This is a genomic window from Pseudomonas sp. 1176_21 (assembly GCF_052850635.1).
Genome location: NZ_VXCV01000002.1, coordinates 70,412 through 93,760 on the forward strand (window position 1 = coordinate 70,412; position 23,349 = coordinate 93,760).

The window sequence follows — 23,349 nt, forward strand, 5'->3', positions numbered from 1 at the left end:
GCCCGCTCCCACAAAGGTCTCGATGATCCTTGTGGGAGCGGGCTGGACCCGCGATGGCCGCGACGCGGTCTAGCGCTTGGCGATGATGTACACCGCGTGCACGATCCCCGGAATGTAACCGCACAAGGTGAGCAGGATGTTCAGCCAGAAGGCGCCACCAAAACCCACCTGCAGGAACACGCCCAGCGGCGGCAACAGAATGGCGAAGATAATTCGGATCAGGTCCATCGGGCAGCTCCTTGTCTAAAGTCCTAACTACAGACTGCAAGCACCCCCCACTGGTTCAAATAGCCATCCCCCATAAAAAAACGCCCCAGGCCAAAAGGATCAGGCCCGGGGCGATGCGCAGGAACGCGAGACGGTTCGTTGAATTCGGTACGGCGCTACCGGGTCAGGCACGCCGCTGGTTGAGTTGCGCCGTGTGCACACGGGCAAAGGCACGCGCCAGGCGCAGCAGCATTTCGTCGATGTTGCCGCGGCTGACGGTCAGCGCCGGCGAAAAGCGCAGCACATTGGCCTGCGCCGCATTGAGCAGCAGCCCTTCCTGCAGCGCCGCCTTGACCAGGGCCGCGGCCGAGTCGTCGCTCAGCTCCAGGCCCCACAGCAAGCCCTGGCCGCGCACCTCGCCCTGGCCATAACGCCCCGCCAGGTGGCTCAGGCCATCACGCAGGTGCCGCCCCGACGCCTGCACCTGCTCCATGAAGCCCGGCTCCAGCACGGCATCGAGAATCGCCAGGCCCGCCGCACTCATCAGTGCATTGCCATGGTGACTGCCTTCCAGCTCGCCGGCCTCGGCGCAGCAGGCCGTACCCCGCGCCAGCAGGGCGGCCAGCGGCACACCGCCGCCCAGGCCCTTGCCCAGGGTGATGATATCGGCGCGCACACCGTAGGTCTGCTCGGCCAGCAGCGCGCCGCAACGGCCCACGCCGGTCTGCACCTCATCCAGGATCAGCAGGATGCCCAGTTCGCGGCACAGGCGCTCGACACCCTTGAGGTACTGCTGGGTGGCCGGGATCACCCCGGCCTCGCCCTGGATCGGCTCGAGCATGATCGCCACGGTACGCGAGTCCACTGCTGCATGCAGCGCGGCCAGATCGTTGAATGGCACCTTGCTGAAACCCGGCAGGCCGGGCTCGCAGCGGTTGCACGCCGACGGGTCGGAGGCCGACAGCGCCCCCAGGCTGCGCCCGTGGCAGCTCTGGCGCGCAGTGATGATGTGGTAGGCGCCATTGCGATGCAGCTGGCCCCACTTGCGCGCCAGCTTGATCGCACCTTCGCAGGCTTCGGCACCACTGTTGAGCAGGTAGGCCTGATCGCTGCCGGTGCTCTGGCACAGGCGGTTGACCAGGCTCAACAGGCCACGGTTATGAAAGCCGGCGCCGGGGTTGATCAATGCCTGGGCCTGGCTGCTCAGTGCCTGCACCAGCGCCTTGGGGCTGTGCCCGAGGCTGTTCACCGCGCAACCCTGGGTGAAATCCAGATAGGCGCGGCCTTCGTTGTCCCACAGCCATGAACCCTGGCCGCGCACGAACACCTGTGGCGCACGCTCGGTGGCCGGCATCAGGCATTCCCGCGACAGCTGCTCGGCCTGGGCCAGTGCCACCGGCGCCGGTGCCTGCTCGGCAGCGCGCGCCGCCTGGCGACGCAGATTGAACAGGTTCATGCGCGCAGCCCTTCCAGCGGCAGGCCAAGCAGGCGCGCGGTCCAGTCCTCGACCTGGCCGCTGCGCAGGCGCTTGATCGCGATGTCGCGCCAGCGTGACGAGAGGGCCGGACAATCCACCAGCTTTTTCAAACCCGCATGCTCCAGAGGTTCACGGTAAAAAGTATGCAGTGCCCAGGCCACGGTCAGGCCCGGATAGCTGCGTTGTATCAGTTCGAACGGCTCGTCGGCGCTGACGAAGCCAGGCTTGAGCACCCGGTAGAACCAGCCGCAGCGCAGCGCGTCCTGCGCCTGTTGCGGCAGGTTCGGCAAGCCCCAGCGATGGCTCAGGCGGTAGCACGGCGAGCGCGGCTGGCTGACCTGCAGCAGCGCCCCGCCCCAGCGGAACATGTCGCCCAGGCAGACGTGCTCTTCGGTAAGGCCGCGGGTCGAGAGGTTTTCGCCAAAACCCGGCGCGCACCAGTCGATCTGTGGATAACGTCGCCGCCACCAGGCGTAGTGCTCGGCCGGATAGTGGTGCAAGGCCCGCTCGGGGCCGGTATGGAAGCGCGGGTCGCCGTGTTCGTCGCTGCCCAGCCCCTGTGGCCATAACCACAGCCTTCTTGCAACCTGTTCCTTATCGATATCGGTGAGTAACCCATAACCGACATTTTTTGCCTTGCCTATGTAAACGCCATCCACATACACGGTATTCATCGCGCCTTCTGGCCCTGTAAACCTTGTGAATACGGGATAGACTAGGCTTCTCGCGGGCCTTCGGCCATTTCGTTTTTCGAGCTTTTTTGATAAGTATTGCTTATGGATTTTCGCCAACTGCGTTATTTCGTCGCGGTGTACGAAGAAGGCCATGTGGGCCGGGCCGCCGAACGCCTTTCACTGTCGCAGCCAGCGCTGTCGCAGCAGATCCGCCAGCTCGAACACAGCCTCGATGTGAGCCTGTTCGAACGGGGCAACAAGCGCCTGTTGCCAACCCTGGCCGCACACACACTGTACAACCACGCCCTGCCCCTGCTCGACGGCCTGCAACGCGCCCGCGAGGCGTTGCGCAACTTCCGCGGGCAGGCCTTGCGTACCCTGGCCATCGGCGTGCTGCAGACGGTACGGCCGAGCCTGGTGCCGCAACTGCTCGACCGCCTGCGCAAGGCGCAACCACACCTGGTTGTGCAGATCTACGAACTGTCGGGGCTGGAGATCGAACGGCGCCTGCTCAACGGCACCCTGGACATCGGCATCAGCTACCTGCCGCCGCGCCAGCCGGGCCTTCACGGCCTGCTGCTGTACGAAGACGAGCTGCAACTGGTGATCCCGCACACGCACCCGCTGCGCGAATTCAAGAAGGTCTCGCTCAAGCAGGCCGCCGAACTGCCCATGCTGATGCTGGGCGAAGAGTTCCAGGTACGCCAGATCTGGCAGGCGCAACTGGCCAACCTCGGGCGCCGCCCGCAGGTGCAGGCCGAGATGAACAACATGGGCGGGATTCTCGACAGCCTGGCGCATACCTCGCTGGCAACCGTGTTGCCGGGGCGTGCGCGCGACGCCACGGACGATCCAGAGCTGCTCTGGAAGCCGCTGAGCGAGCCGCGGGTGCCACTGAAGGTAGGCCTGGTGTTTCGCGATGCGCAGCGCCAGCAGGCGTCGGTGGAGCTGCTGCGCAATCTGCTGGAGGAAGAGATCGACCCTCGCCAGATCGGCGGTTCACCTCTGGATGTGCTCGGCTAGAAAAAACCCGGGCAAAAGAAAACCCCGCCGAAGCGGGGTTTTGCAGACTGTTTCCCTGACATCCCTTTCGTCCCGCCGTCCTGGCAGGAAATCCTTCCGTGTCCCTGTTATGTACTGTGCGCATCCTGCGCGACGTCCATGAGGTGAAGATTAGCTGTGGATCCAATCTTACGGAAGAGGCCAAACGTCACCACGTCATGTAAGCAAATGCTTACATGACGCCGTCAGATCAAAACTGTTCCGCGTCGAGCAGGTACAACGACTCGCTGCCCGCCTTCACCGAAGCGCTGAGCGAGTGAATACGCGGCAGCAGGCGGGCGAAGTAGAAGCGCGCGGTGCCCAGTTTGCTGGCGTAGAAGTCGTCCTCACCCTGTTTGGCCAGGGCCGTGCGGGCCATCAGTGCCCACATGTAGGCATAGGCGGTGTAGCCAAAGGCGTGCAGGTACTCCACCGACGCCGCGCCGATTTCGTTGGGGTTCGCCTTGGCGCGGTCGAGCACCCAGGCGGTCAGGTCGTCGAGGCTGTCCAGCGCCGTCTCCAGCGGTTTGACGAACTCGCCCAGCGCCGTGTCGGCGGTGGCGATGAAATGGCGGATCTCGTCGGCGAACAGCTTGTAGAACGCCCCGCCGCTGCCCACCACCTTGCGGCCCATCAGGTCCAGGGCCTGGATGCCGTTGGTGCCTTCGTAGATCTGGGTGATGCGCACGTCGCGCACCAGTTGCTCCTGGCCCCACTCGCGAATGTAGCCATGGCCGCCGAACACCTGCTGGCCATGCACGGTCACTTCCAGGCCCAGGTCGGTGAGAAACGCCTTGGACACCGGCGTCAGCAGCGCCACCAGGTCTTCGGCGCGCTTGCGGGCCTCGCGGTCTTCGCTGAACTTGGCGGTATCGAGCTGCATCGCAACATAGGTGGAGAAAGCCCGGCCGCCTTCGTTCAGTGCCTTCATGGTCAGCAGCATGCGCCGCACGTCGGGGTGCACGATGATCGGGTCGGCAGTCTTGTCCTTGGCCTGGGGCCCGGTAGGTGCACGGCTCTGCAGGCGGTCGCGGGCGTATTCGATGGCGTTCTGGTAGGAACGCTCGGCCGATGCCAGGCCCTGGATGCCGACCCCCAGACGCTCGTAGTTCATCATGGTGAACATCGCTGCCAGGCCCTTGTTCGGCTCACCGACCAGGTAGCCCACGGCGCTGTCGAAGTTCATCACGCAGGTGGCCGAGGCCTGGATGCCCATCTTGTGCTCGATGGAGCCACAGGTGGCCGGGTTGCGCTCGCCCAGGCTGCCATCGGGGTTGACCAGGAACTTGGGCACCAGGAACAGCGAGATGCCCTTGGGCCCGGCCGGGGCGTCAGGCAGCTTGGCCAGCACCAGGTGGATGATGTTCTCGGTCAGGTCGTGTTCGCCGCCGGTGATGAAGATCTTGGTGCCGGTGACCTTGTAGCTGCCGTCGGCCTGCGGCTCGGCGCGGGTACGGATGATGCCAAGGTCGGTTCCGGCGTGGGGCTCGGTCAGGCACATGGAGCCGGCCCAGACCCCGGCGTACATGTTGGGCAGGTACCGCGTCTTGAGCTCCTCGCTGGCATGGGCGTTGATCGACAGGCAGGCACCGGCGGTCAGCATCGGGTACAGGCCGAAGGCCAGGCTCGAGGAGTTGACCATTTCTTCGACCTGGGCAGAGATCACCTTGGGCATGCCCATGCCGCCATAGGCAGGGTCGCCGCCCACGCCCACCCAGCCACCATCGGCGTAGGTGCGGTAGGCATCGATGAAGCCGGCCGGGGTGCGCACGGCGCCGTTGTCCCAATGGCAGCCCTCTTCGTCGGCGCTGCGGCTCAGCGGAGCGATTCGCTGGCTGGTGACCTTGCCGGCTTCCTCGAGCACCGCCAGTGCGGTTTCTTCGTCGACCGCCTCGGCCAGCCCGGGCAGTTGTGCCCACAGCCGGGATACTTCGAAGACTTCGTTGAGGACGAAGCGCATATCGCGCAGGGGCGCTTTATAGTCAGCCATGGCAACCTCTCACACCTTGAGTCGGGACGGCCCCGCAGGGCCGCTACACAGTTGCGAGCCAGTGTAACCTAACAACTTTTGTGACACATAGGGTCATCTGGCGACCATATGGTCACTTCTGGTCACGCCGTGCGCACCGCTCCACGCTTGCTCTGGTGGCCGTAGGTCATGGTGCAGTTACGCCCCGCTCCCTTGGCACTGTACAGCGCCTGGTCGGCCGACTTGAGCACCTCATCGGGGCTGCGGTGCTCGGGCAGGCGCTCGGCGGCACCGATGCTGATGGTCACCGACACGCTGCTGGCCCCGGCCGCCCCACGGCGTTGTCGCCCCTGCTGGTCGTCCTGGGGGCGGCTGTCCTGGTTGCGCAGCTGGATATTGTAGTTGGCGATCACCTCGCGCACCGCCTCCAGGTGCGGCAGGCATTCCTCGATGGTCTTGGCCGCGAACACCAGGGCGAACTCCTCGCCGCCATAGCGGTAGGCGCGGCCCCCGCCGGTGACCTTGGACAGTTTGCTGGCCACCAGGCGCAGCACCTGGTCGCCCACGTCGTGCCCGTGGGTATCGTTGAATTTCTTGAAGTGGTCGACGTCGGTCATCGCCAGCACATAGTTGCGCCCCAGACGCTGCATGCGCTCGTTGAGCGCGCGGCGCCCCGGCAGGCCGGTGAGCTCGTCACGAAACGCCATCTGGTAGGCCTCGTGGGAGACCGCGGCGGCGATCATCAGCATCACCTGGCTGCACATGATGTTCAGGGTGAAGGGCAGGATGAAGGTCTGCGGCAGCATCCAGAAGATTCCCATCAGACCGATCACCTGCGCCGCATGCAGCGGGCGCGGTTCGCGCAGGTACTGCACCACCAGCAGGATGAAGGCGAGCAGGAACACCGGGTAGGCCAGCTGGATCAGGCTCATCCACTGACCGTGCAGCGCCGGCCAGCGGATTTCCGCGAGCCAGTTGAGCAGCGCCTGCGGGTAGCTCTGCTCCAGCCCCAGCGCCGTGCTGCCGACCGCCAGCAGCACGGCAAAGCGCGCCACCATGTCCTGGAACAGGTGCGTGCGTTCCTGCCAGGCGCCGTACAGCGCAAACAGGATCGGCAGCAACAGGCACACCAGGTGGAACACCACGGCGGCGTCCTGGCGCACCACGCCATTGTCGCGGTAGTAGTCGGTCTGGGTGTCGAGCAGGAAGTAGGCGATATACACCGTGACCATCAGGAACAGTTCACGCTGACGGCGGTAGACCGTGCAGTAGGCCCCGCCCAGCAGCAGCACCAGGGTTGGCAGCACGTTGAACAGCGAGGTGAAGAAGACGTTGAGGTCTCTGACATAAGCAGCGGCGAGCCCCGACACCAGCAGGAACAGTGACGGCAGAAAATGGCTCAGTCGTACAGCGGATAAACGAAACAAGGGAATCTCCGACCCGGCAGATCAAGTAATGGCATTGTGCCTTTAATGTGTCGGCAGCGCACATGAATAGATGAATATGCCGGCAGCACTTGTAACGGCAGGGTAGGAGCAGGGCTTAGCACGTATTCGTTTCAGGTTCTGACTGGCGCATAAAAAAACCCGCCGGTAAGGGCGGGCTTTCTTGCTTCAGGCGATGACTCAGTACGAGAGGCCGAAGTGCTCTTCGTTCATGTCCATCAGGTTGCTCGCGCCCGACAGCATGGTTTCCACATGCGTGCGGGTCCGCGGCAGGATGCGCTGGAAGTAGAAGCGCGCGGTCTGCAGCTTGGCGGTGTAGAACGCCTCTTCGCTGGTGCCGGCAGCCAGTTTCTCGGCGGCCAGGCGCGCCATGTCGGCCCAGAAGTAGGCCAGGCAGGCGTAACCGGAGTACATCAGGTAGTCCACCGAGGCGGCACCGACTTCTTCGCGGTCCTTCATCGCGGCCATGCCGACCTTCATGGTCAGTTCGCCCCACTCCTTGTTCAACTTGGCCAATGGCGCGACGAACTCGCTGATGGCCTCGTTGCCTTCGTTGTTCTGGACGAACTTGTGCACGATCTTGGTGAAGCCCTTGAGCGCCTCGCCCTGGGTCATCAGCACCTTGCGGCCCAGCAGGTCCAGCGCCTGGATGCCGGTGGTGCCTTCGTACAGCATCGAGATGCGGCTGTCGCGAACGTTCTGCTCCATGCCCCACTCGGCGATGAAGCCGTGGCCGCCATAGATCTGCACGCCGTGGTTGGCCGACTCGAAGCCGACTTCGGTCATGAACGCCTTGGCGATCGGGGTCATGAAGGCCAGCAGTGCGTCGGCCTTCTTCTTCTCTTCTTCGTCCTGGCTGTACTTGACGATGTCGACCTGCTTGGCGGTGAAGTACACCATCGCGCGGTTGCCTTCGGCGAAGGCTTTCATGGTCAGCAGCATGCGACGCACGTCCGGGTGGACGATGATCGGGTCAGCCGCCTTGTCCGGCGCCTTGGGGCCGGTCAGCGAACGCATCTGCAGGCGGTCGCGGGCATACTTCAGGCCACCCTGGAACGCCACTTCGGCGTGGGCCAGGCCTTGCAGCGCGGTACCCAGGCGAGCGGTGTTCATGAAGGTGAACATGCAGTTCAGACCCTTGTTGGCCGGGCCGATCAGGTAGCCGGTGGCGGCGTCGAAGTTCATCACGCAGGTGGCGTTGCCGTGGATGCCCATCTTGTGTTCGATGGAGCCACAGGAAACGGCGTTGCGCTCGCCCACACCGCCTTCGGCGGTCGGCAGGAACTTGGGCACGATGAACAGCGAGATGCCTTTGGTGCCGGCCGGTGCATCGGGCAGGCGCGCCAGCACGATGTGCACGATATTGTCGGCCATGTCGTGTTCACCGGCCGAGATGAAGATCTTGGTGCCGGTGACCTTGTAGGAACCGTCGGCCTGAGGTTCGGCCTTGGTGCGCAGCATGCCCAGGTCGGTACCGCAGTGCGGTTCGGTCAGGCACATGGTGCCGGTCCATTCGCCGGATACCAGCTTGGTCAGGTAGGTGTTCTGCTGATCGGCGGTGCCGTGCTCGGAGATGGTGTTCATCGCGCCGTGCGACAGGCCCGGGTACATGCCCCACGACCAGTTCGACTCGCCGACCATTTCGCTGACCGCCAGGCCCAGCGACTCGGGCAGACCCTGGCCGCCGTGATCGACGTCATGGGCCAGGCTCGGCCAGCCGCCTTCGACGAACTGCTTGTAGGCTTCCTTGAAGCCGGTGGGGGTCTTAACGCCCGACTCGCTCCAGGTGCAGCCTTCCAGGTCGCCCACACGGTTCAGCGGGGCCAGTACCTGTTCACAAAACTTGGCGCCTTCCTCGAGGATCGCATCGACCATGTCGGGGGTGGCGTCCTGGCAAGCCGGCAGGCTCTGATAGTGCGCTTCGTAGCCCAGCAGTTCATCGCGAACGAAACGAATATCACGCAAGGGGGCTTTGTAATCAGGCATAGCGATGAACCTCTGCTGATGGATCCTTGAATAGGGAGACCGCGACATACACCGACCAGCTCTAGGCGGCTTTCGGTCAAACAGTTGTTTGAAACATACGTTTACGCTGAAACCTTGTCAAGCACCCCCATGAGGGCATTTCTGCCATGGCAGGCTACGCTCCGGCCCCGCTCGCCAGAACGCAGGCACGACAAGGCGCCCGGCCTTGGGCCAGGGCGTCGAGTCAGGATGTAGGGGTAAAACCGGGAAGATGCGAGGGCCGGCTGGCTCAGGCGTAGGTATCGATCAGCGTGCCGAGCATTTCGTCGGAGGCCTTGGCCACTTTGACACCCAGCTCGACCTGATGCTTGCCCAGGGCAAGTTCGACGGTGCTGGTGGCCAGGTCCATCTGCTGGCTGCGGTCGACCGAGCGCAGGCGTTCGGCCTGGTAGTCGCTGGACTGGCTGGTGGCAGCACGTTCGACAGTGGTGTTGGCGATCTGGCTGGCGGCCTGATCGACGCGGTTCTGGCCGCTCTGAATGGCGCCCAGGCCGGCATAGAATGCGGAACTGCCCGAGATTTCCATTTCAAACTCTCCAGGTGACGGAAGGCACAGATGACATCAATGGCCCCTATTGAAGCAGACAACCCGGCAAAAGGCCCGTCAAAAACACTAATGGCACAGTGCCCTTCAATAGACTCAGCCTAGTCGAGCAAATCCAGCTGCAGGTATGCGGCCACCGCCTCGGCGCTGGCCACCTTGAGTTTTGGCACCCGGCCCAGGCAGGGGGCCGGCAGGCGTTCGGCAAGCGAAGCCAGGTTCTCCTCCAGGCGCGAGGTGCGCGGCTCGATGATGTTCGCCACCCAGCCGGCCAGTTGCAGGCCATCGCGGGCAATCGCCTCGGCACTGAGCAGCGCATGGTTGATGCAACCCAGGCGCACGCCTACCACCAGGATCACCGGCAGCTTGAGGGCAATCGCCAGGTCCGACAGATTGGCCTGATCGGACAACGGCACCCGCCAGCCACCCGCCCCTTCGATCAGGGTGAAATCGGCGTTGTGCGCCAGCACCGTGCGCATCGGCGCCAGCAACGCCTGCACGCTCAGCGCAACACCCGCCTCGCGGGCCGCCAGGTGCGGGGCGATGGCGGGCTCGAAGGCAAAAGGGTTGAGCTGCGCATAGGGCAGCGTGAGGCTGCTTTGCGCGATCAGGGCCAGTGCATCGGCGTTGCGCAGGCCCTTGGGGGTCACCTCGCAGCCCGACGCTACCGGCTTGGCCCCAAGGGTACTCAGGCCGGCCAGACGTGCCGCATGCAGCAGGCCGGCGGCAATGGTGGTCTTGCCCACATCGGTATCGGTGCCGGCGATGAAATAGGCAGCATGCATCTCAATCCCCCTGGTGCTGCGGCTTGTGCAGTACCGCATAGACTACCTGATAGGTGGCGGGCAGTCCCTGCGGCTGGCGAAAGCGCTCGTAGGCCTGCAGCAGGCCCTGCATGCGTGCCCTGCCGGTCAGGCCGGCGGGGCGACCGGGGTTGAGGTTGTGTGCGCCCAGCGCCTTGAGCTCATGGGTCAGGCTGCGCACATCGGGGTAATGCAGTACATGGGGCCGGGCCTCCAGCCCGAGCACCTGCAGCCCGCTGTCGGCACACAGACGCTGGTAGTCCGCCAGAGGGCGGAAGCGATTGACGTGCACCAGCCCGTCCACCGCCTGCCAGCTTTCACGCAGCTCGAACAGCGTGCCCACGCACAGGCTGGCGAACGCCAGCACGCCCCCAGGCTGCAGAACCCGCTGCGCTTCACGCAGTACCGCAGCCAGGTCGGCGCACCACTGCACCGCCAGGCTGGAGAAGATCAGCCCGGCGCTGCCATCACGCAGCGGCAGACGCTCGGCATCGCCCGCCACATGGTAATGCGCGCCCCCCAGCTCACGGGCATGCAGCAGCATGCCTTCGGCGATATCCACCGCCACACCCAGCCCTTGTGGATAACGTTGCTGCAAGTGCCGGCTGAAATGCCCGGTGCCACTGCCCAGATCGATCCAGCAACGCGGTTGCAACTCGGCGGGCAGCTGCGCCAGCAGATGAGCGCCCACCGCCCGCTGCAACGCGGCGACACTGTCGTAGCTGGCCGCAGCACGGGAAAACGAGGCCGCCACCTGGCGCTTGTCGGGCAAGGCGCCGGGCAGCCTGGGCAGGGAAAGATCAGTCATCGCCACTCTCGTGCAGGAAGGTCTTGATAAAGGTCGCCAACGCCTGGGCGTGCTCCAGCAGGAAGGCGTGGGCGCTGTCCTCGACAATGCCCACCTCGACGTCCTGAAGCAGTTCGAACAGCGCCTTGGCCGCCTCGACCGGCACCAGCGCGTCGCTGCCTGCGAACAGGTGCAACTGCGGGCCGCCGAAGTTGCTCAGCGCAGCCCGGGTATCGAGTTGCCGCAATACCTCCAGGCCCGTGGCCAGGTACAGCGGGTCGGTTGCCGGCACCCCCACCTCCAGCAACCGCGCCAGGCTGCGCGGCGCCTGGGCGCCCTGGCTGCACAGCGACTTGAAGCGCTTGAGCGTCACTTGCGTATGGCTACGGCAACCGTCGAGAAAGGTATTGAAGGTGTCGGTCGGCATGCCATGGGGCCAGTCCGCACGGGCCACGAAGCTGGCGTTGCTGCCCAGCGTCACCAGCCCACAGCAGTGATCGCCGCGTCGCGCCGCCAGCTCGGCGGCGAGCATGCCGCCCAGCGACCAGCCTCCCAGCCAGGTGTCGGTAGGCAGCGTGCGGTCCAGGTGATCCAGCCATACAGGCACGTCACTGCCATCCAGCTCCGGCAGAGGCACCAGCTCCACATGCAGCTTGGCATCCAGGGCGCGCAAGCTCGCGGCCAGCGGCTCCAGTGCAGCGGTACCCAGGCCCCAGCCCGGCAACAGAATCAGTCGATCACGCATCAGCAGGCTCCAGCAGCGAATGGCACTCGGCCAATGCATTCAACAATAGCTGTACCTGCGCGGCGCTGTGGGCGGCGGTCAGGGTCACGCGCAGCCGGGCACTGCCGGCCGGCACCGTCGGTGGACGGATCGCCGTGACCATCAGCCCGCGCTCGCGCAACATCGCCGACAGCCGCATGGCCCTTGCGGCATCGCCGATCAGAATCGGCTGGATCGGCGTGAAACTGTCCATCAGGTGCAGGCCGATCTGCTCGGCGCCCTGACGGAACTGGCGGATCAGCGCCGCCAGGTGCTCGCGGCGCCAGTGCTCGTCACGCAGCAGTTGCAGGCTCCTGAGCGTGGCGCAGGCCAGGGCCGGTGGCTGGCTGGTGGTATAGATGTACGGGCGGGCGAACTGGATCAGGCACTCGATCAGTTCCTCACTGCCGGCGACGAACGCACCGGCGGTACCGAAGGCCTTGCCCAGGGTGCCGACCAGCACCGGTACCTGCCCCATGTCCAGGCCGAAATGCTCCACCACGCCACCGCCGTGGCGGCCCAGGGTGCCGAAGCCATGGGCATCGTCGACCATCAGCCAGGCGCCCCTGGCCTGCGTCTGGGCAGCCAGCGCCGGCAGGTCGGCGATGTCGCCATCCATGCTGAACACGCCATCGGTGACCACCAGCGCATTGCCGGTGGCCTTGTCCAGGCGCTTGCCGAGGCTGTCGGCATCGTTGTGCAGGTAGCGGCTGAAGCGCGCACCACTGAGCAACCCGCCATCCAGCAGCGAAGCATGGTTGAGGCGATCCTGCAGCACGCTGTCGCCCTGCCCCACCAGCGCGGTCAACGCACCCAGGTTGGCCAGGTAGCCGGTGGTGAACAGCAGCGCGCGCGGGCGACCGGTAAACTCGGCCAGGGCCAGTTCCAGTTCATGGTGCGGCGAGCTGTGGCCGATCACCAGGTGCGACGCCCCGCCGCCCACGCCCCAGCGCTCAGCGCCGGCACGCCAGGCGTCGATCACCTCGGGGTGGTTGGCCAGGCCCAGGTAGTCGTTGCTGCAAAACGCCAGCAACGGCGTGCCGTCCACCATCACCTGCGGCCCCTGCGGGCTCTGCAGCAGGGGTCGCTGGCGATACAGCGCCGCAGCGCGCCGTTGTTCCAGGCGCGCACTCAGATCAAAGCTCATGGCGACCTCAGGCGGAGGCGGCGTCGTAGAACAGCTCGCTGCTCTTCTGCTCGATCAGCGCCTGCTCGATGGCCGCCTGGTGCACCTCGTCGGCGTGCTCTTCGCGCGCTTCAGGCTGGATGCCCAGGCGCGCGAACAGTTGCATGTCCTTGTCGGCCTGCGGGTTGGCGGTGGTCAGCAGCTTCTCGCCGTAGAAGATCGAGTTGGCCCCGGCGAAGAAGGCCAGTGCCTGCATCTGTTCGTTCATCGCCTCGCGCCCGGCCGACAGGCGCACATGGGACTGCGGCATGAGGATGCGCGCCACTGCCAGCATGCGGATGAAGTCGAACGGGTCGACGTCTTCGGCATTCTCGAGCGGCGTGCCCGCCACCTTCACCAGCATGTTGATCGGCACCGATTCGGGGTGCTCCGGGAGGTTGGCCAGCTGGATCAGCAGCCCGGCGCGGTCGTCCAGCGATTCGCCCATGCCCAGGATCCCCCCCGAACAGATCTTCATCCCGGCATCGCGCACATAGGCCAGGGTCTGCAGGCGCTCGCCGTAGGTGCGGGTGGTGATGATGCTGCCGTAGAACTCCGGCGAGGTGTCCAGGTTGTGGTTGTAGTAGTCCAGGCCGGCCTGGGCCAGGGCCACGGTCTGCTCCTGGTCGAGCTTGCCCAGGGTCATGCAGGTTTCCAGGCCCAGGGCCTTGACCCCTTTGACCATCTGCAGCACGTAGGGCATGTCCTTGGCCGACGGGTGCTTCCACGCCGCGCCCATGCAGAAGCGCGTGGAGCCGATGGCCTTGGCCCGGGCGGCCTCCTCCAGCACCTTCTGCACCTCCATCAGCTTCTGTTTTTCCAGGCCGGTGTTGTAGTGGCCGGACTGCGGACAATATTTGCAATCTTCCGGGCAGGCGCCGGTCTTGATCGACAGCAGGGTCGAGACCTGAACGCGGTTGGCGTCGAAATGCGCGCGGTGAACGGTCTGCGCCTGAAACAGCAGGTCGTTGAACGGTAGCTGGAACAGTGCTTTGACTTCGGCCAGGGACCAGTCGTGACGAAGCGTTGCAGTTGTGCTGGCGCTCATGGGTGTTTCCTTGTTTAGGCTTGTACTGGCGCCGGGACAGGAAAGCCCGCCAGCGCATCACGGATAGCTCGCATAGTTAAGGAAGCGCCATGCACTGTCAACCACACCTTAAACAACTGGTTTACAACTGGCTAAATATCAACCAAACGTGTTTGCTGTGCGATGAACCTGCCCAGCAGTCACACCCCATTTGCGTGGCCTGCGAGGCCGAACTGCCCTGGCTGGAAGAATGCTGTCGAACCTGCGCGCTGCCCTTGCCGATGCGGGGCCTGACCTGCGGCCAGTGCAGCCGCCGCCCACCCGCCTTCACCCGGGTCGAGGCGCCCTGGCACTACGGCTTCCCCGTGGATGCACTGATCACCCGCTTCAAGCACCAGCGCCAGTGGCCGCTGGGCCGATTGCTGGCGCAACTGCTGGGCAACTGGCTTGCCTACCGCTTTGCCGAAGACCTGCCGCGGCCCGGCCTGCTGTTGCCGGTACCGCTGGCGCGCCGGCGCCTGCGCGAACGCGGCTTCAACCAGGCTGCGATGCTTGCCCAGTGGTTGGCCGGGCAGTTGGAGATCGCCTGCGAGCCACGTCTGCTCCAACGCCCGCAAGAAACGGCGGCCCAGCAGGGGCTGACGGCCAAGGCGCGCAAGCGCAACCTGCGCCACGCCTTTGCCCTGGCCGATTCGGCGGCGATCAGGGGGCAGCATGTGGCGATCGTCGACGATGTGCTCACCACCGGCGCCACTGCGCAGGCATTGGCCAGCCTGTTGCGGGCGGCGGGTGCCACGCGGGTGGACGTATACTGCCTGGCACGCACGCCCAAGCCCGGCGGCGCTTGACTTGCGCCGGGGCGGCGGGCACTTTCTGGGCCATCCCTGCCCCGACTGCGTGCCCGCCCATGTCCCTGCCTGCCCTGTTGACCCAACATATCGTCCGTCGCCCGCAACGCATCGCCCTGCTTGCCCACATCGCCGAGCAGGGGTCGATCACCCGGGCGGCCAAGAGCGCCGGCATCAGCTACAAGGCCGCGTGGGATGCCATCGACGAGCTCAACAACCTGGCCGCCAGCCCGCTGGTAGAACGCAGCGTGGGCGGGCGCGGGGGCGGTGGGGCGAAACTGTCGCTGGAGGGGCAGCGGGTGTTGCGCCTGTACCAGAAGCTGCAACTGTTGCAGGCGCAGGTGCTGGAAGCGGCCGAAGACTCCGACGATCTCGACCTGCTCGGGCGCCTGATGCTGCGCACCAGTGCGCGCAATCAGTTGCATGGGCGGGTCAGCGCCATTCGCGCGCAGGGCCGCATCGACACCGTGGATCTGACCCTGGCCGGGGGGCTGCGCATCGAGGCGCAGATCACTCATGACAGCACCTTGCGCCTGGAGCTGGAACCGGGCACGCCGGTGGTGGCGCTGATCAAGGCCGGCTGGCTGGAGGTGGCGATGCCCGGGCCGGCGCAGGTCAACCAGTTGAGCGCCGTGGTACAGGAACTGATCGATGACCCGCAAGGGACTACCGAGGTGCGCCTGAGCCTGAGCAACGGCCAGACGCTGTGCGCATTTGCCGAGCCGCAGTGGCTGCTGGACAACCGGGTGGCGGTAGGCAGTGAAGTGGCAGTGCGGTTCTCGCCGGCGTATGTGCTGCTGGGTACGCCGCTCTAGATTATTGGGGCTGCAGCACAGCCCATCGCGGGTCAAGCCCGCTCCCACAGGTTCAGCGATTTCCTTGTGGGAGCGGGCTTGACCCGCGATGGGGCATGCAGCGTCCCCGGGGTGCTGTACCATGGCTCTCATACGCCCGGCCACCCGTCGCGCTGCAGGAGTTCCCATGTCACACCCCTTCGATACCCTTACCCCCGACCTGGTCCTGGACGCTGTCGAAAGCATCGACTTTCTCAGCGACGCTCGTGTTCTGGCACTCAACAGCTACGAGAACCGTGTCTACCAGGTGGGCATCGAAGACGCCGAACCGCTGATCGCCAAGTTCTATCGCCCCGGCCGCTGGAGCAACGCGGCGATTCTCGAGGAGCACGCCTTCACCGCCGAACTGGCCGACTGCGAAGTCCCCGTGGTCGCCCCGCTGGTGCACAACGGCCAGAGCCTGTTCGAGCATGCAGGCTTTCGCTTCACACTGTTCCCGCGCCGTGGCGGCCGCGCGCCGGAGCCGGGCAACCTCGACCAGCTGTACCGCCTCGGCCAGTTGCTCGGTCGCCTGCACTCGGTCGGTGCCACGCGCCCGTTCGAACACCGTGAAGCGCTGGGCGTGGCCAACTTCGGTCACGCCTCCCTCGCCACCCTGCTCGAAGGCAACTTCGTGCCGCGCAGCCTGCTGCCGGCCTACGAGTCGGTGGCCCGCGACCTGCTCAAGCGCGTGGAGGACGCCTACGCCCGCACCCCATACAAGAGCATCCGCCTGCACGGCGACTGCCACCCCGGCAACATGATGTGCCGCGACGAGGTGTTCCACATCGTCGACCTGGACGACTGCCGCATGGGCCCCGCCGTGCAGGACCTGTGGATGATGCTCGCCGGCGATCGTCACGAGCGCCTGGGCCAGCTGGCCGAACTGATGGATGGCTACAACGAGTTCCACGATTTCGACCCCCGCGAACTGGCCCTGATCGAACCATTGCGCGCCCTGCGCCAGCTGCACTACAGCGCCTGGCTGGCGCGCCGCTGGGACGACCCGGCGTTCCCGCGCAGCTTCCCGTGGTTTGGCAGCGAACGCTACTGGGGCGACCAGGTCCTGGCCCTGCGTGAGCAGACCGCCGCACTGGCCGAAGAGCCGCTGAAATTGTTCTAGAACCTGCTGCCAGTCTGTCTACAATAGCCGGGTTTTAGATAGCTGCCTAAGCAAGGAATCAGCATGCAAGCCGCCAACCCGCGCCGCGGGTACATACTGGGCCTGACCGCCTACATCATCTGGGGCTTGTTCCCCATCTATTTCAAAGCCCTGCAGAACGTGCCCGCCGTGGAAATCATCGTGCATCGGGTGCTGTGGTCGGCCCTGTTCGGCTCGATCCTGCTGCTGTTCTGGAAGCACCCGGGCTGGTGGCGCGAACTGCGCGACAACCCGCGCCGCCTGGCAATCCTGGCCCTGAGCGGATCGCTGATCGCGGGCAACTGGCTGACCTATGTGTGGTCGGTGAACAACGGGCGCATGCTCGAGGCGAGCCTGGGTTACTACATCAACCCGCTGGTCAACGTGCTGCTGGGCATGTTGCTGCTGGGCGAGCGTCTGCGCCGCCTGCAGTGGGTGGCGGTAGGCCTGGCGGCAGTGGGGGTGGCGCAGCAGGTGTGGCAGGTGGGCAGCCTGCCATGGGTGTCGCTGGTACTGGCGCTGAGCTTCGGCTTCTACGGGCTGATCCGCAAGCAGGCGCCAGTGGCGGCGTTGCCGGGGCTGGTGGTGGAAACCTGGATGCTGGTACCGCTGGCCATCGGCTGGCTGCTGCTCAACCCCATGGCCCACAGCGCCCAGGCCAGCTTCTACAGCACCAGCGACGCGCTGTGGCTGGCCGCCGCCGGGCCCGTCACGCTGATACCGCTGGTGTGCTTCAACGCCGCCGCGCGGCATCTGCCTTACACCACTCTGGGCTTTCTGCAGTACCTGGCGCCGACCCTGGTGCTGCTGCAGGCGGTGCTGCTGTTCGACGAACATCTGTCGAGCAGCACACTGGTGGCGTTCATGTTCATCTGGGCCGGCCTGGCACTGTACAGCGTGGATGCCTGGCTGAGCATTCGCCGGCGCACCTGAGCGCTACGCCACCCCCTACGCCGACTCTTCGGGGCGCAGCTTGAGCTCCACCATCAGGTCGTCGGCCAGGGCCTCCAGGCGCTGTTGCAGGTCATCCAGCGACAGCGTCAGCGGCAGGGCCAGCAGCGCATCGGCGTGAAACAGCGGCTCGCTGCTCATCGGCGCGGGCCGCACGTCGGTACTGAAGCGCTCCAGGTTCACCCCCTGTTCGGCCAGCAGCCGGGTGATGTCGCGCACGATGCCGGGGCGATCGTTGCCCACCAGCTCCATCGCGATCGGCTTCCAGGTGCACGACGGCTCGATGCCGCTTTCGGCGATCAGCACGCGAATCCCGTGCTTGCCCAGCGCCTGCAACGCCTCCACCAGTTCGTCATAGGATTCGGCCGGTACCGCGACGCGCAGGATGCCGGCGAATTGCCCTGCCATGCGCGACATGCGACTCTCCAACCAGTTGCCGTTATGCTCGGCGATGCATTCGGCCACCCGTTCCACCTGGCCGGCGCGGTCAGGGGCAATCACGGTCAAGACAAGATGATCCACGCGCCAGTCCTCTCTCCAGCCCCCGAATACCGGGGGCGCCGATCAAGTATAGGCAAGGCGCGGCAACCTGCCGCAGCGGGCTCGAACAACAAATCGTGTACTGTTTTTAGATTTATCTGGAACAATTCACTCGATTTTTGAGAACATGCCCGCTCCCAGAACGACGTTTTGCGACCAAATGGTCGCAAAACGGCGTATTTAGTCTGATTTTCCCAAGCGCAGCGCTTCATGTAGTATGCCGCGACGCGCACTACAAAAATGTTGAAACAAGAGCTGAATAGCTGAGCAGAGTGAGGCAAGCAATGACTGAACACGTTCAAGTCGGTGGCCTTCAGGTCGCCAAAGTCCTGTTCGACTTCGTGAACAACGAAGCCATTCCCGGAACCGGCGTCAACGCCGAGCAGTTCTGGATCGGGGCAGAGAAGATCATCAACGACCTCGCTCCAAAGAACAAAGCCCTGCTGGCCAAGCGTGACACCCTGCAGGCGCAGATCGACGCCTGGCACCAGGCGCGCAAGGGCCAGGCCCACGATGCTCCGGCTTACAAGGCCTTCCTCCAGGAGATCGGCTACCTGCTGCCAGAAGCGGCGGACTTCCAGGCCTCCACCCAGAATGTCGATGACGAGATCGCTCGCATGGCCGGCCCGCAGCTGGTAGTGCCGGTGATGAACGCACGCTTCGCCCTCAACGCCTCCAACGCCCGCTGGGGCTCGCTGTACGACGCGCTGTACGGCACCGACGCCATCAGCGAAGCCGGTGGCGCCGAGAAGGGCAAGGGCTACAACAAGGTACGCGGCGACAAGGTCATCGCCTTCGCCCGCGCCTTCCTCGACGAGTCTGCGCCACTGGCGGCCGGCTCCCACGTCGATGCCACCCGCTACAGCATTGCCGATGGCAAGCTGGTGGTCACCCTCAAGGGTGGCAGCAACAGCGGCCTGCGCGACGACGCGCAACTGGTCGGCTACCAGGGCGATGCCACGGCCCCTGTCGCCGTGCTGCTGAAAAACAACGGCCTGCACTTCGAGATCCAGATCGATGCCAGCACCCCGGTCGGCCAGACCGACGCCGCCGGGGTCAAGGACGTGCTGATGGAAGCCGCCCTGACCACCATCATGGACTGCGAAGACTCCGTGGCCGCGGTGGATGCCGACGACAAGGTGGTGATCTACCGCAACTGGCTGGGCCTGATGAAGGGCGACCTGGCCGAGAGCGTGAGCAAGGCCGGCCAGACCTTCACCCGCACCATGAACCCGGACCGCGAGTACACCGCGCCCAATGGCGGCTCGCTGAGCCTGCATGGCCGTTCGCTGCTGTTCGTGCGCAACGTCGGTCACCTGATGACCATCGACGCGATCCTCGACAAGGATGGCAACGAAGTGCCCGAAGGCATCCTCGATGCGCTGGTCACCAACCTGGCTGCGGTGCACAACCTCAACGGCAACACCACCCGCAAGAACAGCCGTACCGGCTCGGTGTACATCGTCAAGCCGAAGATGCACGGCCCTGAAGAAGCCGCCTTCACCAACGAGCTGTTCGGCCGCGTCGAAGACGTGCTGGGCCTCAAGCGCAACACCCTGAAGGTCGGCATCATGGACGAGGAGCGCCGTACCACGGTCAACCTCAAGGCTTGCATCCAGGCCGCCAGCGAGCGCGTGGTGTTCATCAACACCGGCTTCCTCGACCGTACCGGCGACGAGATCCACACCTCCATGGAAGCGGGCGCCGTGGTGCGCAAGGGCGCCATGAAAACCCAGAAGTGGATCGGTGCCTACGAGAACAACAACGTCGACGTGGGCCTTGCCACCGGCCTGCAGGGCCGCGCGCAGATCGGCAAGGGCATGTGGGCCATGCCTGATCTGATGGCCGACATGCTCGAGCAGAAGATCGCCCACCCACTGGCCGGTGCCAACACCGCCTGGGTGCCGTCGCCGACCGCCGCCGCGCTGCACGCGCTGCACTATCACAAGGTCGACGTGTTCGCCCGCCAGGCGGAACTTGCCAAGCGTGCGCCGGCCTCGGTCGACGATATCCTGACCATTCCGCTGGCCACCGACACCAACTGGTCGGACGAAGAGATCCGCAACGAACTGGACAACAATGCCCAGGGCATTCTTGGCTATGTAGTGCGCTGGATCGACCAGGGCGTGGGTTGCTCGAAAGTGCCGGACATCAACGATGTGGGCCTGATGGAAGACCGCGCCACCCTGCGGATTTCCGCGCAGTTGCTGGCCAACTGGCTGCGTCACGGCATCATCAGCGAGGCGCAGGTGATCGAAGGCCTCAAGCGCATGGCGCCGGTGGTCGACAAGCAGAACGCCAACGACCCGCTGTACCGCCCGATGGCACCGGACTTCGACAGCAACATCGCCTTCCAGGCGGCGGTCGAGCTGGTGATCGAGGGTGCGAAGCAGCCGAACGGTTATACCGAGCCGGTACTGCATCGCCGTCGTCGCGAGTTCAAGGCGCGCAACGGGCTGTAAGCTCGTTACAGCGCTGCCTGACGCACCCCTTCGCTGGCAAGCCAGCGAAGGGGTTCAGCCGATGCCCAGCTCATGCCTCACCAGCTTCACCAGCTTTTCCAGCTTCTCCTGGTCGAGCGGCTTGAGCAGAAAGTCGACCACGCTCAGGTGCATTGCCGCAATCGCGTCCTGCACCTTGGCATCGCCCGACACGATGATGATCGGCAACGCGGCCTGGTCCGACTCACGAATCTGCTCGATGAACTCGATGCCCCCCACCGGCTGCATGCGCAGGTCGGTAATCAGCAGCCCGATCCTGGGTTCGCGCTTGAGGTAGTCGAACGCCACCGTGGTGTTTTCTGCGGCAAGGCAACGAATGCCATGGGCCTTCAAGTAACTCGCCAGCGCTTCGCGCGACCCTTTGTCGTCTTCGACGATCAGCACCTTGGGCAGCGCGGTCCCGCGCGCAGTCACGCTCGCCAGCGCCTTGCGCTCGGCTTCGCTCAGTATGTCGTCGGCTTCGGGCATGGCTGTTCCATCGTAAAAATATCCGTTGAATCAAGTTCAGACCGCAAACGCATGTGCCGCAACCCGCCTTTCGTCGGATAATTGACGTTTACCCACTTTAGACAAACGTCCAATGGGCACTGCGCACCCCGCGGCCGACCATGCAGCACGATAAAAACAAATGCTCGGCCCTCGGCGCCGACGCACAGATGCGGTAAAGCTCATGAGCAAGATGGACGCCTTCGACCAGGCCGGCAAAACCGCAGTACTGCAGAATATTCACGGCACCATGCAGTTCCTGCAACGCTTTCCTCCCTTCAACCAGATGGAAAACGCCCACCTGGCGTACCTGGTGGAACAATGCCAGCTGCGCTTCTACGCCAGCGGTGAGAGCATCATCAAGCCTGCCGACGGACCCGTCGAGCACTTCTACATCGTCAAGCAGGGACGCGTGGTGGGCGAGCGCAACCATGCCGCCACCGGCACCGAGACCACCTTCGAGATCACCGGAGGCGAGTGCTTCCCGCTGGCCGCCCTGCTGGGCGAGCGCGCCACCCGTACCGAACACCTGGCCGCCGAAGACACCTTCTGCCTGCAACTGAACAAGGCGGCGTTCATCCGCCTGTTCGCACTCTCAGAAGTGTTTCGGGATTTTGCCCTGCGGGGTGTCAGCAGCCTGCTCGACCAGGTCAACCAGCAGGTCCAGCGCCGCGCAGTTGAAACCCTCGGCAACCAGTATTCGCTCAATACCCGCCTGGGTGAGCTGGCCATGCGTCATCCGGTCACCTGCGCGCCTGATACGCCCGTACGCGAGGCCGTACGCCTGATGCACGAGCAGCAGGTGGGCAGCATCGTGATCGTCGACGAGCAGCGCGCACCGGTCGGCATCTTCACCCTGCGCGACCTGCGCCAGGTGGTGGCCGATGCCAGTGCCGACTTCGCCGCGCCGATCGCCGCGCACATGACCGCCGCGCCTTTCTACCTCAGCCCCCAGGCCAGCGCCTTCGACGCCGCCATCGCGATGACCGAGCGCCATATCGCCCACGTGTGCCTGGTGCAGGACCAGCGTCTGTGCGGGGTGGTCTCCGAGCGCGACCTGTTCTCGCTGCAGCGGGTCGACCTGGTGCACCTGGCGCGCACCATCCGTCACGCCGCGCGGGTCGAGAACCTGGTGTCGCTGCGCGGCGAGATCGGCCAGCTGGTCGAGCGCATGCTCGCCCATGGCGCCTCGTCCACCCAGATCACCCACATCATCACCCTGCTCAACGACCACACCGTGTGCCGGGTGATCGAACTGGCGATCCAGGACAAGGGCGACCCCGGCGTGCCGTTCAGCTGGCTGTGCTTCGGCAGCGAAGGCCGCCGCGAACAGACCCTACACACCGACCAGGACAACGGCATCCTGTTCGAGGCACGCGACGCGGCCCAGGCTGCCGAAATTCGCGCCCGCCTGCTGCCGCTGGCGCAGCACATCAACCAGGGCCTGGCGCAGTGCGGCTTCACCCTGTGCAAGGGCAACATCATGGCCGGCAACCCCGAGCTGTGTCTGTCGAGGGCCGAGTGGGCACGGCGCTTTGCCGCGTTCATCCGCGAGGCCACCCCCGAGAACCTGCTGGCCTCGAGCATCTATTTCGACCTGCGCGTGGTGTGGGGCGACGAACAGGCGTGCGAACAACTGCGCCAGGGCATCCTCGACCAGGTCGCCGACAACCGCCTGTTCCAGCGCATGATGGCCGCCAACGCACTGCGCCAGCGCCCGCCCGTGGGGCGCTTTCGCGAGTTCGTGCTGACCCGCAGCGGCAACGACAAGGCCGCCACCCTCGACCTCAAGGTGCAGGGCCTCACGCCCTTCGTCGACGGCGCGCGCCTGCTGGCGCTGGCCAATGGCGTGCACGCCAACAACACCCTGGAGCGCCTGCGCCAGCTGGTAGGCAAGGAAGTGATCGACCAGCTCGATGGCGGCGCCTATGAAGAAGCCTACCACTTCATCCAGCAGACCCGCATGCAGCAGCACCAGTTGCAGACCCGCCAGAACCTGCCCTACTCCAACCGCGTCGACCCCGACAGCCTCAACGACCTGGACCGGCGCATCCTGCGCGAATCGCTGCGCCAGGCCCAGCGTCTGCAAAGCAGCCTGGCCCTGCGCTACCAACTATGAGCGACC

General features: G+C 65.1%; 21 protein-coding genes. 7 read left to right on the forward strand and 14 right to left on the reverse strand.

Features of this window, described 5'->3' with window-relative positions; translation table 11 throughout:
- Positions 1–69 precede the first annotated feature (69 nt).
- The 3 genes from FW760_RS05360 to FW760_RS05370 form a co-directional block, all read right to left on the reverse strand.
- Positions 70–228 (reverse strand): YqaE/Pmp3 family membrane protein, encoded by a 159-nt coding sequence (locus FW760_RS05360; protein WP_011063854.1) that lies wholly within the window; start codon positions 226–228, stop codon positions 70–72.
- Between the two features lie 163 nt (positions 229–391).
- Positions 392–1,663 carry an aspartate aminotransferase family protein gene (locus FW760_RS05365; RefSeq protein ID WP_043863689.1) on the reverse strand — a complete coding sequence of 424 codons (1,272 nt, stop codon included), beginning with the start codon at positions 1,661–1,663 and terminating at the stop codon, positions 392–394.
- A complete protein-coding gene (locus tag FW760_RS05370; RefSeq protein WP_043863688.1) occupies positions 1,660–2,358 on the reverse strand; it encodes an MOSC domain-containing protein in 699 nt (232 codons plus the stop codon). Before FW760_RS05370 ends, FW760_RS05365 begins: the two co-directional genes overlap by 4 nt.
- 102 nt (positions 2,359–2,460) lie before the next feature.
- On the opposite strand from FW760_RS05370, the gene FW760_RS05375 reads away from it, so the two are divergent.
- Complete coding sequence (locus FW760_RS05375; RefSeq protein ID WP_043863687.1) at positions 2,461–3,381, forward strand: LysR family transcriptional regulator; 921 nt, start codon at positions 2,461–2,463, stop codon at positions 3,379–3,381.
- Positions 3,382–3,610: 229 nt separating this feature from the next.
- Here FW760_RS05375 and FW760_RS05380 read toward each other — a convergent pair whose 3' ends face one another.
- From FW760_RS05380 to bioB, 9 genes are all read right to left on the reverse strand, one after another.
- Positions 3,611–5,389 (reverse strand): acyl-CoA dehydrogenase C-terminal domain-containing protein, encoded by a 1,779-nt coding sequence (locus tag FW760_RS05380; RefSeq protein WP_054915975.1) that lies wholly within the window; start codon positions 5,387–5,389, stop codon positions 3,611–3,613.
- Positions 5,390–5,511: 122 nt separating this feature from the next.
- A complete protein-coding gene (locus tag FW760_RS05385; protein ID WP_043863685.1) occupies positions 5,512–6,795 on the reverse strand; it encodes a GGDEF domain-containing protein in 1,284 nt (427 codons plus the stop codon).
- Between the two features lie 198 nt (positions 6,796–6,993).
- Positions 6,994–8,799, reverse strand: coding sequence for a phenylacyl-CoA dehydrogenase (locus FW760_RS05390; protein WP_446443683.1), 1,806 nt, complete (start codon positions 8,797–8,799; stop codon positions 6,994–6,996).
- A gap of 268 nt (positions 8,800–9,067) precedes the next feature.
- On the reverse strand, positions 9,068–9,364 hold the full coding sequence (locus tag FW760_RS05395; RefSeq protein WP_043863683.1) for a hypothetical protein: 297 nt from the start codon (positions 9,362–9,364) through the stop codon (positions 9,068–9,070).
- Between the two features lie 119 nt (positions 9,365–9,483).
- Positions 9,484–10,164 (reverse strand): dethiobiotin synthase, encoded by a 681-nt coding sequence (gene bioD, locus FW760_RS05400; protein ID WP_043863682.1) that lies wholly within the window; start codon positions 10,162–10,164, stop codon positions 9,484–9,486.
- Position 10,165: 1 nt separating this feature from the next.
- Complete coding sequence (gene bioC, locus FW760_RS05405) at positions 10,166–10,990, reverse strand: malonyl-ACP O-methyltransferase BioC (protein ID WP_058541821.1); 825 nt, start codon at positions 10,988–10,990, stop codon at positions 10,166–10,168.
- Entirely contained in the window at positions 10,983–11,714 is a 732-nt protein-coding gene (locus FW760_RS05410; protein WP_043863680.1) for an alpha/beta fold hydrolase, read from the reverse strand. The genes bioC and FW760_RS05410 overlap by 8 nt, the downstream gene beginning before the upstream one ends.
- Entirely contained in the window at positions 11,707–12,879 is a 1,173-nt protein-coding gene (gene bioF, locus FW760_RS05415; RefSeq protein ID WP_255001554.1) for an 8-amino-7-oxononanoate synthase, read from the reverse strand. The genes FW760_RS05410 and bioF overlap by 8 nt, the downstream gene beginning before the upstream one ends.
- A 7-nt stretch (positions 12,880–12,886) precedes the next feature.
- Positions 12,887–13,945, reverse strand: coding sequence for a biotin synthase BioB (bioB, locus tag FW760_RS05420; protein WP_043863678.1), 1,059 nt, complete (start codon positions 13,943–13,945; stop codon positions 12,887–12,889).
- Positions 13,946–14,034: 89 nt separating this feature from the next.
- On the opposite strand from bioB, the gene FW760_RS05425 reads away from it, so the two are divergent.
- From FW760_RS05425 to rarD, 4 genes are all read left to right on the forward strand, one after another.
- Positions 14,035–14,772, forward strand: coding sequence for a ComF family protein (locus FW760_RS05425; protein WP_058541819.1), 738 nt, complete (start codon positions 14,035–14,037; stop codon positions 14,770–14,772).
- Between the two features lie 59 nt (positions 14,773–14,831).
- Positions 14,832–15,587, forward strand: coding sequence for a TOBE domain-containing protein (locus FW760_RS05430; protein WP_415377906.1), 756 nt, complete (start codon positions 14,832–14,834; stop codon positions 15,585–15,587).
- 166 nt (positions 15,588–15,753) lie between these two features.
- Positions 15,754–16,728, forward strand: a complete 975-nt coding sequence (locus tag FW760_RS05435) for a serine/threonine protein kinase (protein ID WP_446443684.1) — start codon at positions 15,754–15,756, stop codon at positions 16,726–16,728.
- 63 nt (positions 16,729–16,791) lie between these two features.
- Complete coding sequence (gene rarD / locus FW760_RS05440) at positions 16,792–17,679, forward strand: EamA family transporter RarD (RefSeq protein ID WP_054915981.1); 888 nt, start codon at positions 16,792–16,794, stop codon at positions 17,677–17,679.
- A 15-nt stretch (positions 17,680–17,694) separates the two neighbouring features.
- Here rarD and FW760_RS05445 read toward each other — a convergent pair whose 3' ends face one another.
- Entirely contained in the window at positions 17,695–18,219 is a 525-nt protein-coding gene (locus FW760_RS05445) for a glycine cleavage system protein R (RefSeq protein ID WP_043863673.1), read from the reverse strand.
- Between the two features lie 302 nt (positions 18,220–18,521).
- Here FW760_RS05445 and FW760_RS05450 point away from each other — a divergent pair, with 302 nt between their 5' ends.
- A complete protein-coding gene (locus FW760_RS05450; protein ID WP_043863672.1) occupies positions 18,522–20,699 on the forward strand; it encodes a malate synthase G in 2,178 nt (725 codons plus the stop codon).
- A 54-nt stretch (positions 20,700–20,753) separates the two neighbouring features.
- On the opposite strand, the gene FW760_RS05455 is transcribed toward FW760_RS05450, so the two are convergent.
- Positions 20,754–21,206 carry a response regulator gene (locus FW760_RS05455; RefSeq protein ID WP_054915983.1) on the reverse strand — a complete coding sequence of 151 codons (453 nt, stop codon included), beginning with the start codon at positions 21,204–21,206 and terminating at the stop codon, positions 20,754–20,756.
- A 202-nt stretch (positions 21,207–21,408) separates the two neighbouring features.
- Here FW760_RS05455 and FW760_RS05460 point away from each other — a divergent pair, with 202 nt between their 5' ends.
- Positions 21,409–23,343: a DUF294 nucleotidyltransferase-like domain-containing protein gene (locus FW760_RS05460; protein WP_446443685.1), complete on the forward strand. Its 1,935-nt coding sequence runs from the start codon at positions 21,409–21,411 to the stop codon at positions 23,341–23,343.
- Positions 23,344–23,349 lie beyond the last annotated feature (6 nt).

Bases quoted from the DNA above. Each gene is read 5' to 3' on its own strand.
- FW760_RS05365 (WP_043863689.1), bottom strand. From the start codon at position 1,663: ATGAACCTGTTCAATCTGCGTCGCCAGGCGGCGCGCGCTGCCGAGCAG.
- FW760_RS05430 (WP_415377906.1), top strand. From the start codon at position 14,832: ATGTCCCTGCCTGCCCTGTTGACCCAACATATCGTCCGTCGCCCGCAA.
- FW760_RS05435 (WP_446443684.1), top strand. From the start codon at position 15,754: ATGTCACACCCCTTCGATACCCTTACCCCCGACCTGGTCCTGGACGCT.
- FW760_RS05410 (WP_043863680.1), bottom strand. From the start codon at position 11,714: ATGCGTGATCGACTGATTCTGTTGCCGGGCTGGGGCCTGGGTACCGCT.
- bioD (WP_043863682.1), bottom strand. From the start codon at position 10,164: ATGCATGCTGCCTATTTCATCGCCGGCACCGATACCGATGTGGGCAAG.
- bioC (WP_058541821.1), bottom strand. From the start codon at position 10,990: ATGACTGATCTTTCCCTGCCCAGGCTGCCCGGCGCCTTGCCCGACAAG.
- bioB (WP_043863678.1), bottom strand. From the start codon at position 13,945: ATGAGCGCCAGCACAACTGCAACGCTTCGTCACGACTGGTCCCTGGCC.
- FW760_RS05425 (WP_058541819.1), top strand. From the start codon at position 14,035: ATGCACTGTCAACCACACCTTAAACAACTGGTTTACAACTGGCTAAAT.
- FW760_RS05380 (WP_054915975.1), bottom strand. From the start codon at position 5,389: ATGGCTGACTATAAAGCGCCCCTGCGCGATATGCGCTTCGTCCTCAAC.
- FW760_RS05455 (WP_054915983.1), bottom strand. From the start codon at position 21,206: ATGCCCGAAGCCGACGACATACTGAGCGAAGCCGAGCGCAAGGCGCTG.
- FW760_RS05395 (WP_043863683.1), bottom strand. From the start codon at position 9,364: ATGGAAATCTCGGGCAGTTCCGCATTCTATGCCGGCCTGGGCGCCATT.
- FW760_RS05370 (WP_043863688.1), bottom strand. From the start codon at position 2,358: ATGAATACCGTGTATGTGGATGGCGTTTACATAGGCAAGGCAAAAAAT.
- FW760_RS05450 (WP_043863672.1), top strand. From the start codon at position 18,522: ATGACTGAACACGTTCAAGTCGGTGGCCTTCAGGTCGCCAAAGTCCTG.
- FW760_RS05460 (WP_446443685.1), top strand. From the start codon at position 21,409: ATGAGCAAGATGGACGCCTTCGACCAGGCCGGCAAAACCGCAGTACTG.
- rarD (WP_054915981.1), top strand. From the start codon at position 16,792: ATGCAAGCCGCCAACCCGCGCCGCGGGTACATACTGGGCCTGACCGCC.
- bioF (WP_255001554.1), bottom strand. From the start codon at position 12,879: ATGAGCTTTGATCTGAGTGCGCGCCTGGAACAACGGCGCGCTGCGGCG.
- FW760_RS05375 (WP_043863687.1), top strand. From the start codon at position 2,461: ATGGATTTTCGCCAACTGCGTTATTTCGTCGCGGTGTACGAAGAAGGC.
- FW760_RS05390 (WP_446443683.1), bottom strand. From the start codon at position 8,799: ATGCCTGATTACAAAGCCCCCTTGCGTGATATTCGTTTCGTTCGCGAT.
- FW760_RS05360 (WP_011063854.1), bottom strand. From the start codon at position 228: ATGGACCTGATCCGAATTATCTTCGCCATTCTGTTGCCGCCGCTGGGC.